This window comes from Nocardioides sp. Root122 (assembly GCF_001425025.1).
In the GTDB taxonomy this organism is placed as follows: Bacteria; Actinomycetota; Actinomycetes; order Propionibacteriales; family Nocardioidaceae; genus Nocardioides.
In genome coordinates this window covers 26,251-41,352 of record NZ_LMDE01000002.1, presented here as the reverse complement: position 1 = coordinate 41,352, position 15,102 = coordinate 26,251, and the positions used below count along the sequence as shown (strand labels likewise).

14 protein-coding genes are annotated in these 15,102 nt (G+C 73.2%); 5 read left to right on the top strand and 9 right to left on the bottom strand.

The window, feature by feature from the left end:
* Window position 1 precedes the first annotated feature (1 nt).
* Together ASC64_RS21920 and mraZ are read right to left on the bottom strand one after the other, a co-directional pair.
* Window positions 2–163, bottom strand: a complete 162-nt coding sequence (locus ASC64_RS21920; RefSeq protein WP_156385018.1) for a hypothetical protein — start codon at window positions 161–163, stop codon at window positions 2–4.
* A 306-nt stretch (window positions 164–469) separates the two neighbouring features.
* On the bottom strand, window positions 470–898 hold the full coding sequence (gene mraZ, locus ASC64_RS04395; protein WP_056906332.1) for a division/cell wall cluster transcriptional repressor MraZ: 429 nt from the start codon (window positions 896–898) through the stop codon (window positions 470–472).
* Window positions 899–1,353: 455 nt separating this feature from the next.
* Between mraZ and ASC64_RS04390 the strand changes: the two genes are divergently transcribed.
* From ASC64_RS04390 to ASC64_RS22960, 3 genes are read left to right on the top strand one after another with little or no spacing between them, the layout of a single operon-like run.
* Window positions 1,354–2,334 carry an AAA family ATPase gene (locus ASC64_RS04390; protein WP_056906331.1) on the top strand — a complete coding sequence of 327 codons (981 nt, stop codon included), beginning with the start codon at window positions 1,354–1,356 and terminating at the stop codon, window positions 2,332–2,334.
* Window positions 2,327–3,595 (top strand): DUF58 domain-containing protein, encoded by a 1,269-nt coding sequence (locus tag ASC64_RS04385; RefSeq protein ID WP_056906330.1) that lies wholly within the window; start codon window positions 2,327–2,329, stop codon window positions 3,593–3,595. The genes ASC64_RS04390 and ASC64_RS04385 overlap by 8 nt, the downstream gene beginning before the upstream one ends.
* Complete coding sequence (locus ASC64_RS22960; protein ID WP_156385017.1) at window positions 3,592–5,961, top strand: transglutaminase family protein; 2,370 nt, start codon at window positions 3,592–3,594, stop codon at window positions 5,959–5,961. Before ASC64_RS04385 ends, ASC64_RS22960 begins: the two co-directional genes overlap by 4 nt.
* Window positions 5,962–6,110: 149 nt before the next feature.
* Here ASC64_RS22960 and ASC64_RS04375 read toward each other — a convergent pair whose 3' ends face one another.
* The 7 genes from ASC64_RS04375 to ASC64_RS04345 form a co-directional block, all read right to left on the bottom strand.
* Window positions 6,111–6,551 carry a DUF3040 domain-containing protein gene (locus ASC64_RS04375; RefSeq protein ID WP_056906328.1) on the bottom strand — a complete coding sequence of 147 codons (441 nt, stop codon included), beginning with the start codon at window positions 6,549–6,551 and terminating at the stop codon, window positions 6,111–6,113.
* A 126-nt stretch (window positions 6,552–6,677) separates the two neighbouring features.
* Entirely contained in the window at window positions 6,678–7,847 is a 1,170-nt protein-coding gene (gene dinB, locus ASC64_RS04370) for a DNA polymerase IV (protein ID WP_056906327.1), read from the bottom strand.
* A gap of 24 nt (window positions 7,848–7,871) precedes the next feature.
* Complete coding sequence (locus ASC64_RS04365; protein WP_056906326.1) at window positions 7,872–8,606, bottom strand: methyltransferase domain-containing protein; 735 nt, start codon at window positions 8,604–8,606, stop codon at window positions 7,872–7,874.
* 100 nt (window positions 8,607–8,706) lie between these two features.
* Window positions 8,707–12,519 (bottom strand): DNA polymerase III subunit alpha, encoded by a 3,813-nt coding sequence (locus tag ASC64_RS04360; RefSeq protein ID WP_056906325.1) that lies wholly within the window; start codon window positions 12,517–12,519, stop codon window positions 8,707–8,709.
* Between the two features lie 9 nt (window positions 12,520–12,528).
* Window positions 12,529–12,930 carry an SAV_6107 family HEPN domain-containing protein gene (locus ASC64_RS04355; RefSeq protein WP_056906324.1) on the bottom strand — a complete coding sequence of 134 codons (402 nt, stop codon included), beginning with the start codon at window positions 12,928–12,930 and terminating at the stop codon, window positions 12,529–12,531.
* Window positions 12,931–12,940: 10 nt separating this feature from the next.
* Entirely contained in the window at window positions 12,941–13,261 is a 321-nt protein-coding gene (locus tag ASC64_RS04350; protein ID WP_056906323.1) for a DUF6504 family protein, read from the bottom strand.
* A 187-nt stretch (window positions 13,262–13,448) separates the two neighbouring features.
* Complete coding sequence (locus ASC64_RS04345) at window positions 13,449–13,916, bottom strand: hypothetical protein (RefSeq protein ID WP_056906322.1); 468 nt, start codon at window positions 13,914–13,916, stop codon at window positions 13,449–13,451.
* Window positions 13,917–13,961: 45 nt separating this feature from the next.
* On the opposite strand from ASC64_RS04345, the gene ASC64_RS04340 reads away from it, so the two are divergent.
* Together ASC64_RS04340 and ASC64_RS04335 are read left to right on the top strand one after the other, a co-directional pair.
* Entirely contained in the window at window positions 13,962–14,435 is a 474-nt protein-coding gene (locus ASC64_RS04340; protein WP_056906321.1) for a YbaK/EbsC family protein, read from the top strand.
* Between the two features lie 55 nt (window positions 14,436–14,490).
* Window positions 14,491–15,081: a DUF4126 domain-containing protein gene (locus tag ASC64_RS04335; protein ID WP_056906320.1), complete on the top strand. Its 591-nt coding sequence runs from the start codon at window positions 14,491–14,493 to the stop codon at window positions 15,079–15,081.
* Window positions 15,082–15,102: the final 21 nt, after the last annotated feature.

Sequence of the window (15,102 nt, the reverse complement as noted above, 5' to 3'; positions counted from 1 at the left end):
CTCAGCCCTGGTGTCCCAGGTGGGCCAGCACCATCAGGGCGAGGGCCAGGCAGGACGCCGTGGCGGCGGAGAACGCGATCAGGACGGCCGCCTCGCGCGCCTGGTCGCGCACCCGCAGCGGCGGTGCCGCCGGGGTGCGTGCCCAGGACTGGGTGCTGCTCATGGTCTCGACCCCACTGACTGAGTGCTGCTGGCTGGTGCTGACTGGTGCGGGTTGGCGGTGCGGCTGACACGCCCCGCCCAGTGGCACGGGGTGAGCCGCCGCACCAGGTCCCTGCCCGCTCCCTTGCATGGGATTGCGAATGGGATGCCCTCTGGTGCCGGGGAAGTGCCCCAGATGGCACGCGAGGGAGCGGGCTCGAGACCTGGTGATGCGGGTCCGGATGTCAGCTGTGCTGTTGTGAAGGTGCTGTTGTGAAGGTGCTGCGGTGAAGGTGCTGCTGGTGGTGCGGTGGTGGTGCTGGTCTGCTCAGATACCCGGGAAGACCTCGTCGCTGAGCTCGGAGAACTTCTGCTCCTGCTCCTCGGAGTAGGTCGCCCAGGCCGTCGGGTCCCAGATCTCGATCCGGTTCATAGACCCGATGACCACGCACTCCTTGCGGAGCGACGCGTAGTCCCGCAGCGGGCCGGGGATGTTGATCCGGCCCTGCTTGTCCGGCACCTCCTGGCTGGCGGCGGCGAACAGCATGCGGACGTAGTCGCGGGTGCTCTTCTGCGTGACCGGCGCCTCACGGAGCCGGTCGGTCAGCCGGCCGAAGTCCTCCAGTGACCAGACAGTGAGGCAGCGCTCCTGTCCTCGGGTCACCACGAGTCCCTCCGTCAGCTGGTCCCTGAACTTCGCTGGGAGGAAGAGGCGGCCCTTCTCGTCGAGCTTGGGCGTGTAGGTGCCGAAGAACATCCGGCACCTCCCCTGGCTCGGCGGGTAGATCGACCCTGCCCCCCACTTCGCCCCACATTACTCCACTTCGCTCCACCGTCAACCAGATTGCGCGTGTTGCAGGCGCGAATTTCGGCGATGTCGGCGCTCGGGCACCCGATCCGCTCCCCCGTGGCGGCAGGCTCGAGCGGATGCCTGTCACGCGTGGTCTGAGCGTGAAATTGCTCCGGTCCACGCTCGACGGCCGCCCGGTGGAGCGCGGGTGGGGGACGACGTACGCCCTCGGTGGAGGGAAGTGGGGAGGAACGGGGAGCGCGGTGGGGTCCGGTGGTGCTGCGGACGTCGACTGGCACCCCGGCACCAGGGCGCAGTCCGGCAACGATCGGGCGCTGGGCCGCCGTCCGATTGCTGTGGACGGGTATGTTGCGCGCACCACATACCGTGGTGGGGCAGCACGAACGAGGGGATGACGAGACGTGACCACTGGGGCATCTGGGCAGGCACCTGACCTGGACACGGTGAGGCGGGTGACCGGTGTGGTCCGCCAGAACATCGAGCGCGTGATCGCGGGCAAGCCCGATGTCGTCAACGCCGCGCTGGTGGTGCTGCTCGCCGAGGGACACCTGCTCATCGAGGACGTCCCGGGCGTCGGCAAGACGCAGCTGAGCAAGGCGCTGGCCCGCAGCATCGACTGCTCGGTCCGCCGCATCCAGTTCACCCCGGACCTGCTGCCCTCCGACGTGACCGGCGTGTCGGTCTTCAACCAGGACACGCGGCAGTTCGAGTTCCGGCCCGGCGGCGTCTTCGCCAACATCGTGGTCGGCGACGAGATCAACCGCGCCTCCCCCAAGACGCAGTCGGCGCTCCTGGAGTGCATGGAGGAGCGTCAGGTCACCGTCGACAACGCGACCTACATGCTCGAGAAGCCGTTCATGGTGATCGCAACCCAGAACCCCATCGAGATGGAGGGCACCTACGCCCTCCCCGAGGCCCAGCGGGACCGCTTCATGGCGCGGGTGTCGGTCGGCTACCCCGTCGAGGCGGCCGAGATCGCCATGCTCGAGGGTCACACCGCCCACAACCCCCTCGACGACCTCGAGCCCGTCACCGACGCCGGCGAGATCCGCAAGGTGATCGAGATCGTCGGCCGCGTGCACGTCTCCTCCGCGGTCCACCGCTACGCCGTCGCACTGACCACCGCGACCCGCACCAGCAACGACCTGCACCTCGGCGCCTCGCCCCGCGCGACGCTCCACCTGGTGCGGGCCGCCAAGGCCGTCGCCGCGACCCAGGGTCGCGACTACGTCCTCCCCGACGACATCCACGGCATCACCTCGCCGGTGCTCGCGCACCGGCTCCTGCCCAATGTCGAGGCGACCATGAGCGGGCGCACCACGTCGGCGATCCTTTCGGGGATCGTCGAGTCGGTGCCGGTCCCCGACGCCGGCCGTGCGTGAGGCCCTCGCTGCGCTGACCGTCCGCGGACGGGCGTTCCTGGCCGCCGGCATCACGACGGTCGTCGCGGCGATCGTGGTCGGGCACTCCTCCGTCGTACGCATCGGGGTGCTCGTGGCAGCGCTCCCGCTGCTCACCGCGTGGTGGGTCGGCCGCTCGCGCTACCGGCTGGCGCTCGTGCGCACGCTGTCGCCGCAGCTCGTGGTCGCCGGGCAGCCCGCCACGGTGGAGCTGACCGTCGCCAACGAGTCGCGCACCCCCACCGGCGTGCTGCTGCTGGAGGAGCGGCTCCCCTACGTCCTGGGCACCCGTCCCCGCTTCGTGCTCGAGGGCCTGGGGCACGGGTGGCGCCGGCACGCCACCTACCAGGTGCGCTCGGAGCTGCGCGGCCAGTTCGAGATCGGCCCGATGTCGGTGCGCGTCACCGACCCGTTCGGCCTCGTCGAGCTCGGCCGCACCTTCCACGCCACCACGCGGCTGACCGTCACGCCGCGCACCACCACCCTCCCGAGCATCCCGCTCGGCGGCGCGTGGACGGGGTCGGGCGACAACCGGCCCCGCGCGTTCGCCACCGGCAGCGCCGAGGACGTGACCGTCCGCGAGTACCGCCGGGGCGACGACCTGCGTCGCGTGCACTGGCGCAGCTCGGCGCGGGTGGGTGAGCTGATGGTGCGCCGCGAGGAGCAGCCCTGGCAGTCGCGTGCCACCGTCTTCCTCGACAACCGCGGCACCGCCCACCGGGGCCAGGGCGCCGCGAGCTCGCTCGAGGGCGCGGTGTCGGCGGCCGCGTCCATCGCGGTCCACCTGACGCACCACGGCTACACCGTCCGCCTGGTGACCGCCTCCGGCGACAGCCGCGAGACGACCTGGCACTCGCACACCGCCGAGGCGAGCACCATCCCGCTGCTCGAGGCGCTCGCCGTGGTCCAGCTCGACCACGCCCCCGCCCCCGACACCCAGTGGCTCGCCGAGCCCGGGCACGGCGGCCTGGTCGTCGGCGTCTTCGGCGGCCTCGGCGAGCCGGACCTTCCGTTCCTGCGCCGCCTCCAGCACCACGCGTCCTCGAGCCTGGCCATCGCGCTCGACGTCGACGCCTGGGCGCCACACCTGCCCGTCCAGCCCGGTCCTGGCTCGGCGGCCCACCTCACCTCGACGGGGTGGCGCTCGATCACGCTCGGTCCGCGCGACCGGCTCGACACCGCGTGGCAGGAGCTCGGCCTGATGCAGAGCCGTGCCACCGCGTCGGCGGGGGCCGCGCGATGAGGGCGAGCTGGAGCAACCTCCCCCACCAGCTCAGGGTGGCCGGGCTGGCGATGCTCGCGGCCTGGACGACGGTGCTGTCGTGGCGCGTGCTCACCGAGGGCTTCGCCGAGGTGGGCTTCCCGCTGCTGTTCATCGGCGTGGTGCTGGCCGGCGGCGGCGCGCTCGCCCGCTGGAGCCGCGTGCCGGTGCTCGCGATCCTCGCCGGCCAGCTCGTCGTCGGCGCCCTGCTCGTGCTCGGGACGACGACCGGCTCCCCGCTCCCCACCCCCGACAACGTCGACGAGCTGCTCGCGGCCCTGCGCGACGCGCTCGAGACCTCGCGCCAGTACGCCGCGCCCGTGCAGGCCGGCGTGCCCCCGGTCCACCCGCTGCTGCTGGTGGGCGGCACGCTCGTGGTGGTGCTGGTCGACTTCGTCGCCTGCTCCCTGCGTCGCGCCCCGGTGGCCGGGCTCGTGCTGCTGGCGGCGTACACCTTGCCGGTCGCGGTGACCGGCGAGGCCGTCTCGTGGTGGCTGTTCGTCGTGATCGCGGGCCTGTTCCTCAGCCTCGTCTTCATCCAGCACAGCGACCACGTCGCCAGCTGGGGTCGCGCCGCGGACGGCGACCGGGGCTCGTTCTCCGTGCGCACGGGAGCGATCGGCAACACCGCCGTCGCCCTCGGCGCAGCCGCGATCGCGCTGGCGGTCGTCATCCCCGCCGCGGTGCCGACGATGCGGATGACCGTCTTCGACGGCAACGGCCCCGGCGCCCGCGAGGTCGAGGTCAAGGACCCGATGGTCGACCTGCGCCGCGACCTGAGCCGTGGCGAGGACATCCCGCTGCTCTGGGTCACCACGTCCGGGCCCCGACCGACGTACCTCCGGCTCTCGGTGCTGGCGAACTTCAACGGCTCGCAGTGGACGCCGGGCGACCGCGAGATCCCCGAGTCCCAGACCGCGACCGGTCCCCTGCCCCCGCTCGACGGCGTCAGCTCGTCGGTGGCGCGCAAGGAGTCCAAGTACGACGTCCGCGTCGGCCCCGACTTCGCGTCCACGTGGCTGCCGACGACCGCGCAGGTCACCCGGATCGCGGCCGGCACCGACTGGCGCTACGACACCAGCACGCGCGACTTCATCGCCGCGCGCGACGACGTGACCACGGCCAACAGCAGCTACGACTTCACCGGCGTCCAGCTGACCTACGACGCCGACAGCATGAACAGCGCCGTCTCCGGTGCGGGCACCGTCGCGGGCATCTTCACCGACGTGCCTCCGGCGCTGAACAACGAGATCCGCCGGCTGGCGGCGAGCGTCACCGCCGACGCCCCGACGCGGTTCCAGAAGGCGCAGCTCCTCCAGCAGTGGTTCCGCGAGGACGGTGGGTTCCGCTACGACCAGGCGCAGGTGGAGTCGGCCGGCAACGGCGGGGCCGACCTGATGGCGTTCATGGACGACCGCGTGGGCTACTGCGAGCAGTTCGCCGCGTCGATGGCGATCATGGCGCGCGTGCTGGGCATCCCCAGCCGGGTGGCCGTCGGGTTCCTCGAGCCGGAGCGGGCGACCAACGGGGCCTGGGTGTTCTCGGCGCACGACCTGCACGCGTGGCCTGAGCTCTACTTCCCGGGATCCGGCTGGGTGCGCTTCGAGCCCACCCCGTCCGACCGCGCGGAGAACGTGCCCGACTACACGACCGCCGAGTTCGCGCCGGTGACCGCGAGTCCCTCCCCCAGCGCCAGCCGCTCGACAGAGCTGCTCCCCGACCGCGGCGAGACCGCGAGCGCCGACGCCGGGACCTCCGACGAGGAGACCTCCTCGATCCCGTGGCTCCCGATCCTCGCCGGGATCGCCGGCCTGGCCTTGGTGTCCCTCCTGCTCCTCACCCCCCGGCTCGTGCGCCGGGCGCGCCGGGGTCGCCGGCTCGCGGGTGACATCGAGGACCTGTGGGTCGAGCTGCGCGACGTGGCCCAGGACCTCGGGCACGCCTGGCCCGTGGGCCGCTCACCACGACGGGCCGGCGAGTGGCTGGGGCGGCTGCTGGCCAGGCCGTCCGACGGCTCCGCCCGTCCCGACCGCCCGCGTCGCGGTCGCGACCAGGCACCCGAGGCGGCCGATGCCCTCGACCGGCTCGTGGCCGCGCTCGAGCGCAGCCGCTATGCCCGCGACCCGGAGACCTACTCCGCCGAACGCTTCCACGCCGACGCCACCCTGGTCGAGGAGTCCCTGGCCGCGGGCGTCACGCCCCGCGTCGTACGCCGTGCCCAGTGGTGGCCGGCCTCGGTCGTGGGACGGCGTACGTCCTGGCGGCCGTCGCGGTCCGGCGGCTCGCGCACCACGGCCACCCCCGTCGACCACGAGACCAGCCGCACGGTCGACGAGCTCGTCGGCTGACCTCCCCCCTTCGTCCCCGTCCCAGACGGTGACCGGGACTCCCCTCGCGCGACAGCGCGCCCGGACGGGGAGGAGCCGCCTGCTCGGCGGTAAGGACGGGGAGGAACCGCCCGGTCGACGGTCAGGACGGGGACGAACCGCCCGATGGATCAGAAGCCGCGCTCGCGGCGGCGGCGCCACCGCTCTTCCATACGCTCCATGAAGGGGCTGCCGTTGCGCTGGCGGGAGGGGCGGTGGGCCCGGCCGCCGTCGATGACGCTGAACCCGGGACGGCCGTGGGGGCGGCCCTTGGCCACGGGGGCCGCGCCGGGGCCGCGCGCCGAGGTGAGGGCCAGGATCGCGCCGCCGAGCATGACGACGAAGCCGAGGACACCGACGACTGTCTGCACCACGACGCCCTGGTCGAGCAGCACCGCGAGGATGAGCAGGCCGACACCGGCGGCGAGGATGACGCCGCCGAGGATCATCCGCCGGCGGGCAGCGCGCTGGAACGACGTGCCACGCAGGGTGGAGGCGAGCTTCGGGTCCTCTTCGACGAGGGCGCGCTCCATCTGCTCGAGCAGTCGCAGTTCTTCCTCGGAGAGCTCCACGGTTCCTCCTCACCTCTACGGCCAAGTCTAGGCACGCCGGTGCCCCTACGGTAGGCGTCCTCAGAAAAATCACCCCCACGCAGGGGCGACTTGGTCACACCGGCCGACGCGGAGCGGCTCCGGCGCTCAGACCAGGCTCGCCGGACGCACGGCGGCGGAGCCGAACCGCCGCGTCGCGAGGTCGACGGCGCGGTCGGCCTCGGCCCAGCCGTGCTCGGGCTCCCCCAGCACCAGCTGGCGCTGCACGGATGCCCGTGCGACCAGTCCCTCGACGCGGACGCCGACCAGTCGCAGCCGTGCCCGCTGCAGGCCGAGGGCGTCGTAGAGGCGGGTCACCGCACGATGTATCTCCACCGTCACGTCGGTGGCCTCGGGCAGGGTGCGCGAGCGGGTGATGGTGGTGAAGTCGGCGAACCGCACCTTGAGGGTCACCGTCCGCCCGGCCACGCCCGCCGCCCGCATCCTGCCGCCGACCCGGGCCGAGAGGCGCAGCAGCTCGCGCACGATGACGTCGCGGTCGTCGGTGTCGCGGCCGAAGGTCTCGTCGGCCCCCATCGAGCGCTCCGGCTCGTGGGGGCCGGAGGTCGGGTTGAGCTCGGCGCGGTCGGTGCCCCATGCCAGGTCATGCAGGTGACGGCCGAGATGGACACCGACGGCGCGCTGCAGGGTGTCGAGCGGGGTGTGGGCCACGTCGCCGACGGTGAGCAGTCCGAAGCGGTGGAGCAGCGCCTGCGTCTTCTCCCCGACGCCGTAGAGCTCGCCGACGTCGAGGGGGTGCAGGAACGAGGTGACCCGGGCGGGCGGCACCACGATGACACCGTCGGGCTTGGCCCGCCGACTGGCCAGCTTGGCCACCGACACCGACGCAGCGACGCCGACGGAGCACGTGATGCCCTGCTCGTCGTGGATCGTCGAGCGGAGCCGTTCGGCGATCTCGGCAGGCTGCCCGAGACGCCGGAGCGAGCCCCGCACGTCGAGGAATGCCTCGTCCAGCGACATCGCCTCCACCACTGGGGTGACCTCGCGGAAGGTCTCCATCACCGAGGCGGAGACGCTCGTGAAGGTGTCGTAGTCGGGCTCGAGCACGGTGACGTGCGGGCAGAGCCGCCGGACGCGGGTCATCGGCAGCGCGGAGCGGATGCCGTAGCGGCGGGCGACGTAGTTGGCAGCGAGCACCACGCCGCGCCCGCTGCCACCGACCACCACCGGCTCACCGACGAGGTCGGGGCGCTCGCGCAGGGCCACGGAGGCGTAGAAGGCGTCCATGTCGACGTGCAGGATCGGGGTGTCGGTCATCGTGGTCCCCCGACCGCGGGTCGGTCAGCGGCGGGCGAGCGCGTGCAGCTGGGTGGCCAGCGGGAGGTACTCGGGGCGGGTCGCCACGGCACGCTCCAGCTCGACGAGGGCCCCGGTGGCACCGGGCTCGAGGTCGAGCAGGCTGCCGGGCACCAGGTCGGCGAACACCCGGACGGCCTGGACGCTCGGCTGCTCGAAGCCGGCCGCGCCGAGGAGGTCGACAACCTCGTCGTGGGTGAAGCGGTGACCACCGCGGCCGGTCGCGCGGTCGCCGTCGAGCAGCTCGCGCGCGGCCTGGAAGTGGCCGGCCATGGCGCGCGCGACCACGGCTGCGTGGCGCTGGGCGACCAGGAGGCTGAGGTGACCGCCGCTGCGCAGCACGCCAGCGATGGCGGCGAGGGAGGCGGCAGGGTCCTCGACCATCTCCAGGACGCCGTGGCAGAGGACGAGGTCGACCTCGTCGACCAGGTCGGGCAGGTCGGAGAGGTCGCCCTGCTGGCCGCTGACGCGGTCGGCGACCCCGCGCTCGCGGGCGCGGCGGTCGAGGGCGGCCAGGGCGTCGGGGCTGGGGTCGATGACCTGGACGGTGTGGCCGAGCTCGGCCAGCGGCACCGCGAAACCGCCCGTGCCACCGCCGATGTCGACGATGCGCGCCTGCTCGGCACCGAGCTCTCCGCCCCCCAGCAGGGAACGTACGCCGTCCCAGACCACGCCCGTGCGGACGGACTGGCGACGGTCGCTGGCGGAGGGCTGGGCCATGGAGGCAACCCTAGTGCGTGCGACCGGTGCGTCCCGGCGAGGTCGTGCGTCGGGATGGCCCCACGGGTGCGGGCGGTCCGAGGAAAGGCCGTGGCGCGCGTCATCCCGGGCTCCCGGGACTGCGGTGCCACAACCGGCGGGCGACGTCCTTGGCGGGGTCACCGGCCGGCTGGACGTCAGAGTAGGGCGAGACCCGGAACCCGCTGGTGTGGACGAGCACCCGCCGGGTGTCCGGCTCGGCTGCGACCCGCTCGGGCACCCGTGCCAGCTCGGCGTGGACTCGCTCGATGCCGTCCTGGGACGTGGGCGCCTGCTGCCACAGCGCATGCAGGACCGGGAGCTCCCACGCGCCGGTCGCCCGCAGCGAGACACCACGACGGCCGGTGCGACGCAGCTCGCCCCGCACGAGGAGCAGCCAGGACGAGAACACCGTCGCGGCGTAGGGCCCTTGGGCGTCCTCGAAGAAGGTCGCGTCGACCGGGCCGGTCCCGTCGTCCAGGGTCAGGAAGACGACCCGGCGACCGGACTTGATCGGTGGCGTCTGGGTGGCGACCTTGACCCCGGCGACCAGCAGCTCGGCGCGGCTGCGGCGACGCAGCAGGTCGCGGCTGCGGGTCACGCCGAGCGCGTCGAGGAACGGGTCGTAGCCGGCCACGGCGTGCTGGCTCACGTCGAGGCCGAGGATCTCCAGCTCGGCGCGCATCCGCTCCGCGGTGGTCATCTCCGGCAGCCCGGTCGACCGCTCCCCCGGCTCGCCGGGCTCGTCGCCCAACCGCAGGGTGAGCTGCACCGAGTCGGCGGCCGTCACCGCTCGCGGCGCCTGCGACTGGGCGGACGCGCGTGCCCACACGCCGCCGTCGGCCAGGGCATGGCGCTCGGTCGGGTCGGCGCCCTGCCGGACGGACGGGTCGGAGCTGTTGCGCACCGCGGCCTCGGCCGCCGCGGCGGTCGCTGGGGGCGCCGACCGCGTGCCGGACAGCCCACGACCGCGGGTCCGCGACGCCCGGTCGATGGACCGGGCGAGCAGGTCGAGCTCGGCCGCCTGGAGCAGCAGGTCGCGTCGTGTCACCCGTCCGCGACGGTGGACCGCCTGGTCGCCCGGGCCGATGCCGTAGACCCGGTCGAAGCCGCCGGCGAGGACGAGTCGCTCGAGCACCGGCCGCGAGACGCGCGCCCGGTGGAAGAAATCGGACAGAGAGACGTAGGGGCCGCCGTCGCGCGCCTCGACGATGCGCGCGACCTCGGCCTGGCTGATCCCCTTGACGTCGGTGAGCGAGAGCCGGATGGCGTGCCGCTCCTCCGACTCCCCTCGCTCCACGACGTAGGTCGACGTGCTCGCGTTGACGTCGAGCCCGAGCACGCCGACGCCGAGCTGGCGCGCGTCGTCGAGGATGAGGCGCTTGGGATACATGCCGGGGTCGTGGGTCAGCACTCCGGCGAGGAAGTGTGCCGGCCAGTGCGCCTTGAGCCAGGCCGACTGGTAGGTCGGGAGGGCGAACGCGGCGGCGTGGGCCTTGCAGAAGCCGAACGACGCGAAGGCCTCCAGCACCGCCCAGACCTGCTCGACCAGGGAGAGGTCGTAGCCCTGGCCGAGCGCGCGCGGGAAGAACCACGCCTTGGTCGCGGCCATGCCCTCGGGGTGGCCGAGCGACCGCCGCTTCTCGTCGCCCTCGGCGAGGGAGACGCCGGCGAGCTGGGCGATCAGCTCGATCACCTGCTCGTGGAAGACCACCACCCCGCGCGTCTGCTCGAGGATCGGGCGGAGGTCGTCGTGGAGGTAGTGGGCGGTCGTCCAGCCGTGCTTGGCCTCGAGGTAGGGGGTGATCATGTCGCTCTTGACCGGGCCGGGCCGGAAGAGCGAGATGTCGGTGATGATGTCCTCGAAGCTCTCGATGCCGGACTTGCCGACGAGCTCGCGCTGGCCGGGCGACTCGATCTGGAAGACGCCGAGGGTCCGCGCCTGGCTGATCATCGCGTAGGTGTCGGGATCGTCGAAGGGCACCTGCGACTCGTCGTCGAGGTCGAGCGTGACGCCGTCGACGCGCCGCACCTCGGCGACCGCGTGGGCCATCGCCGACTGCATCCGGATGCCGAGCACGTCGAGCTTGAGCAGGCCGAGCTCCTCGACGTCGTCCTTGTCGAACTGGCTCATCGGGAACCCCGCCCACGACGCCTCGACGGGGGTGCGGTCCAGCAGCGTGGCATCGGACAGCAGCACCCCGCAGGGATGTACGGCGATGTGGCGCGGCAGCCCGTCGAGCCGCTCGACGAGCCCGAAGAACCGGTCGAGAGCGCCGTCGCCGAGGCCGCTGGCCCGGAGCTCGGGCAGGTCGCGCAGGGCCTGGCGGGCGTCGCGGGCACGGACGTGGGGGAAGGCCTTGGCGATGGCGTCGACCTCCCCCGGCGGCATCCCGAGGGCGGCGCCGACGTCGCGCACCGCGTGGCGGACGCGGTAGGTGTCCATCATCGACACGCACACGCACCGCTCCCCGCCGAAGCGGTCGAGGATCGCGCGGTAGACGTCCTCGCGGCGGGCGGACTCGACGTCGACGTCGATGTCGGGCAGCGAGGTGCGCAGCGGCGAGAGGAACCGCTCCATCAGCAGGCCGTGGCGGATCGGGTCGACGCCGGAGACGCCGAGGAGGTAGTTGACCAGGCTGCCGGCGCCCGACCCCCGGGCCGCCCGGCGCACGCCCATCTCCCCGATGAGGTCGGTGACGTCGGCGACGGTGAGGAAGTACGACGCGTAGCCGAGGACCCGGATCGTCTCGAGCTCGTCGTCGAGGCGCGTCCAGATCCGCATCCGGGGCGCGGAGCCGTAGCGGTCGCCGATGGCCGCCTCGCACCGCTGACGGAGCAACGCATCAGCCATCTGGTTTGGCGACGCGCCCCGCGCGAGCTCGAGCTCGGGGAAGTGCACCTCGCCGATGCCGAGGTCGGTGCGGGGGTCGAGCGCGCACCGGTCGGCCACCGCCCGCGTGCGGGCGAGCAGCCGCCGGGCCTCACCGTGGCTGTCGTGCGCGAGCCCGGAGAGCCGGCAGACCTCCTCGGCGACCTCGTGCATCTGCTTGCCCGTCCTGAGGAACCCCTCGGCGTTGCCGCGGCTGGTCCCGGGGCCGATGTCACGCAGGCTGGCCGACCCGAGCGGGACCAGCCGCCGGGCCGCGTCGAGGACGTCGACCGTCGGGGCATCGAGGCGGTCGGCGTAGCGCACCGCGTTGGTCAGGACCGTGGGGAGCCCGGCGGTGCGGGCGATGCCGGCCATCCGTGCGGCGTGCGAGGAGGTGCCGGGCCCCCACTCCCCTCCGCGACCGCCGAGCCGGTGCGAGACCAGCTCCACGACGAGGCTGGTGCGTGGCACCAGCTCGAGCCACGGCGCGATCACGGCCAGACCGAGGTCGTCGCGCCGTCGGGTGGCGGCCGCCCCCAGCTCCGAGCCGGGACCGAGGAGGACCAGCACGTCGCCGGCGGCGAGGTGCGGGGCGAGCACGTCGAGGGTCGCGACCGGTCGGCCGCGCTCCCCCGACAGGTGCACCGCGGAGACCATCCGGCACAGGGCCGCCCAGCCCGCCCGGCCACTGGCCAGGAAGGTGACCCGGCCGCTGCCACCCTGCTGCAGGGACTGGTCGCGGACCGCGCCGCCCCGCGCCGGGGTGCGACGCGGACGGGCCGTGTGCGCCCGGGTGGCGCCGGGCGCGACCGCCAGGTCGACGCCCAGCACCGGCCTGATGCCGGCGCGTCGGGCTGCCCGGACGAACTTCACCGCGCCGTAGGTGCCGTCGCGGTCGGTGAGGGCGAGGGCGTCCATCTCCTGCTCGGCGGCGCGCTCGACCAGCACGTGCGGATGGGACGCGCCGTACTGCAAGGAGTAGCCGGAGGCGACGTGGAGGTGGACGAACGGGTCGGGTGACACCACGCTCCCTCAGGCGACGCTGGCGTGGGGCACCAGACCGAGCGCCTGCTCGACCACGGCCAGGAACCGGTCGGCGTCACGCACCAGGTCGTCGGCCTCACGCTCGGTCACCGCACGGGTCGAGCCGGCCTCGGCGGCGGCGCGCTTGGACGCCCCCGCGGCGAAGAAGCTCGCCCACTCGGAGAGCTCGGGAGCGACCTCGGTGAGCAGGACCCAGGCGTTCTTCTGGCGCCGTGCCCGTGGCGCCGGCCGGGCCCGGGCCGCCAGCAGGGCAGCGGCGGCGCACAGCGCGGCGACGTGGGCGCAGGCATAGCGCGTGGGCACGTCACGGGCTGTGATCGCGTCGCGCAGCGACGTCGCCGAGCGCTCGAGGTAGGAGTGGGCGGTGGCCGGGAGCAGGTGGGGAGTCATCGCGGCGCCCTCAGTCCAGGCAGCCGACGAGCTGCCAGCGCCCGTCGGTCCAGTCGAAGGACAGGTCGAAGACGCCGTAGGACTCCTGCGCAGCGCTCGGCATCCCGCGGCCGGCCTCCACCCGCCACAGCTCGCGCTCCGCGACCAGGTCGACGGCCGCCGCCTCGGCCCCGCCACCGCCCGAGCGGACCGCGGCCTGCCACCACGGCCCGGTCTCCACCCAGTGCGCCACCACGGCGCGGACCTTCCACAGCCGCCCGCGCCACAGGAACTGGTCGGGGTCCTCGGTCTCGCCTCGTCGCACCTCGACGGGGTCGTCGTACTGCCTCATTGCGCCTCCTCGACACGTCCGTCGACCCCGGGGTCGACCCGGTGGCGATGGGGGTCGAGGTCACCGCCACCGGGTCGCATCGAACATCTGTTCGAACACCCAGAACGGTACTACCCCGCACCGACAACGCGTCAAGCGAATCGGCGAACCCGGAGGACGAGCGGGGCGCGGTCGGCGGCCTCGGCGCTCAGACCTGGCGCAGGTAGGCGCTGGTGTCGCGGTGCCAGAGGAAGAAGGAGAGCACCAGCCCCTCGATGATCACGAGCGCGGACAGCACGACGAAGACGGTCGGCAGGTGTGAGTCGAGGGCGACGGCGCCCACCAGCACGCCGACGCCGGCCGTGGCGGTGAGCACCATCCGGGCCCACCCGTGACCGCCGAGGAAGAACGAGGCGAGCACCAGTGCGAGCGCCGCGAACCCGACGAAGGCCACGACCGAGAGCGCCACGAAGCCGGGCACGATCGGGCTCCCCCGCAGGGTGTCGATGCCCCCCTGCGCGAGGAGCTCCTGCGCCGAGGGGTTGCCCTCGGCCCAGCCGAGGATGACGTCGTCGCGCATCAGCCAGATGAGCAGCGTGATCACCGCCGAGGTCGCCACGATCAGTCCCAGCACTCGCATGCTGTTGACCACGGATCCAGGCACGTCGCGCGCCATGCACACTCCCTCGGCTCATCGGTCGTCGTCGCTAGGCTCGCCATCATGTCGAGCGAGCACACATCCATCACCTCATTTCGAGGCGAGCTGTCCCGCCGCGGCGGGACGGGTGACGTGGTCATCCTGCCCGACAGCGCCCACACCGCGGCACTCGCCGCGGCCGCGCTGGGGTGTGATGTCGGCGCCATCGCCAACAGCCTGCTGTTCGACGCCGAGGGCGAGCCGGTCCTGATCCTCACCTCCGGCGCCCACCGCGTCGACACCGCGAAGGTCGCCGAGCGCATCGGGGTCGGGCGCCTGAAGCGCGCCGATCCCGACTTCGTGCGCCGGCACACCGGGCAGGTGATCGGGGGCGTCTCCCCGATCGACCACCCCGCGCCCGTCCGCACGTGGATCGACCCGTGGCTGCGCCGGCACGACGTCGTGTGGGCCGCGGCCGGGCACCCGGCAGCGGTCTTCTCCACGACCTACGACGAGCTGGTCGAGATGACCGGTGCCGTCGAGGTCGACGTCGACTGACGACCCGGAGACGCTACCTTCGCCCCATCGCCCGACCGATCCCGAGGAGAGCACCGTGGACGCCCTGGCCCTCACCTTCTCCAGCGGCTGGGCGAGCGGCATCAACGCCTACCTCGTCGTCCTCGTCCTCGGCATCGCCGACCGGGTGGGGTCGTTCACCGACGTCCCCGACGTGCTCGGGCGCTGGGACGTGCTTGCCGTGGCCGGCTTCCTCTACGCGATGGAGTTCATCGCCGACAAGATCCCCTACATCGACTCCACGTGGGACGCGATCTCGACCGCCGTGCGGCCGACGGCGGGCGCCGTGATCGGCGTGCTGCTCGCCGGTGACGCCGACTCGCTCGACCAGGCCGTCCTCGGCGTCGTGGGCGGCGGCACCGCGCTGCTGAGCCACCTCGCCAAGGCCGGAGGCCGCCTGGCCATCAACTCCTCCCCGGAGCCGGTGACCAACGTCGTGGCCAGCCTCTCCGAGGACGTGGCGGTCCTGGGCGTCGTCTGGTTCTCCCTCCAGCACCCCGAGGCCGCTGCCGCGATCGCCGGTGTCCTCCTGCTGGCGGGGCTCGTGATGCTGCTCGTGCTGGGCCGGCTGGTCCGCCGCGGCTGGCGACGTTGGAAGAACAGGGACCCGGTCCGCCAGGTCGTGTGAGGACCCGCACACCTAGGGTGT

Bases quoted from the DNA above. Each gene is read 5' to 3' on its own strand.
- ASC64_RS21920 (WP_156385018.1), bottom strand. From the start codon at position 163: ATGAGCAGCACCCAGTCCTGGGCACGCACCCCGGCGGCACCGCCGCTG.
- mraZ (WP_056906332.1), bottom strand. From the start codon at position 898: ATGTTCTTCGGCACCTACACGCCCAAGCTCGACGAGAAGGGCCGCCTC.
- ASC64_RS22960 (WP_156385017.1), top strand. From the start codon at position 3,592: ATGAGGGCGAGCTGGAGCAACCTCCCCCACCAGCTCAGGGTGGCCGGG.
- dinB (WP_056906327.1), bottom strand. From the start codon at position 7,847: ATGACCGACACCCCGATCCTGCACGTCGACATGGACGCCTTCTACGCC.
- ASC64_RS04365 (WP_056906326.1), bottom strand. From the start codon at position 8,606: ATGGCCCAGCCCTCCGCCAGCGACCGTCGCCAGTCCGTCCGCACGGGC.
- ASC64_RS04355 (WP_056906324.1), bottom strand. From the start codon at position 12,930: ATGACTCCCCACCTGCTCCCGGCCACCGCCCACTCCTACCTCGAGCGC.
- ASC64_RS04350 (WP_056906323.1), bottom strand. From the start codon at position 13,261: ATGAGGCAGTACGACGACCCCGTCGAGGTGCGACGAGGCGAGACCGAG.
- ASC64_RS04345 (WP_056906322.1), bottom strand. From the start codon at position 13,916: ATGGCGCGCGACGTGCCTGGATCCGTGGTCAACAGCATGCGAGTGCTG.
- ASC64_RS04340 (WP_056906321.1), top strand. From the start codon at position 13,962: ATGTCGAGCGAGCACACATCCATCACCTCATTTCGAGGCGAGCTGTCC.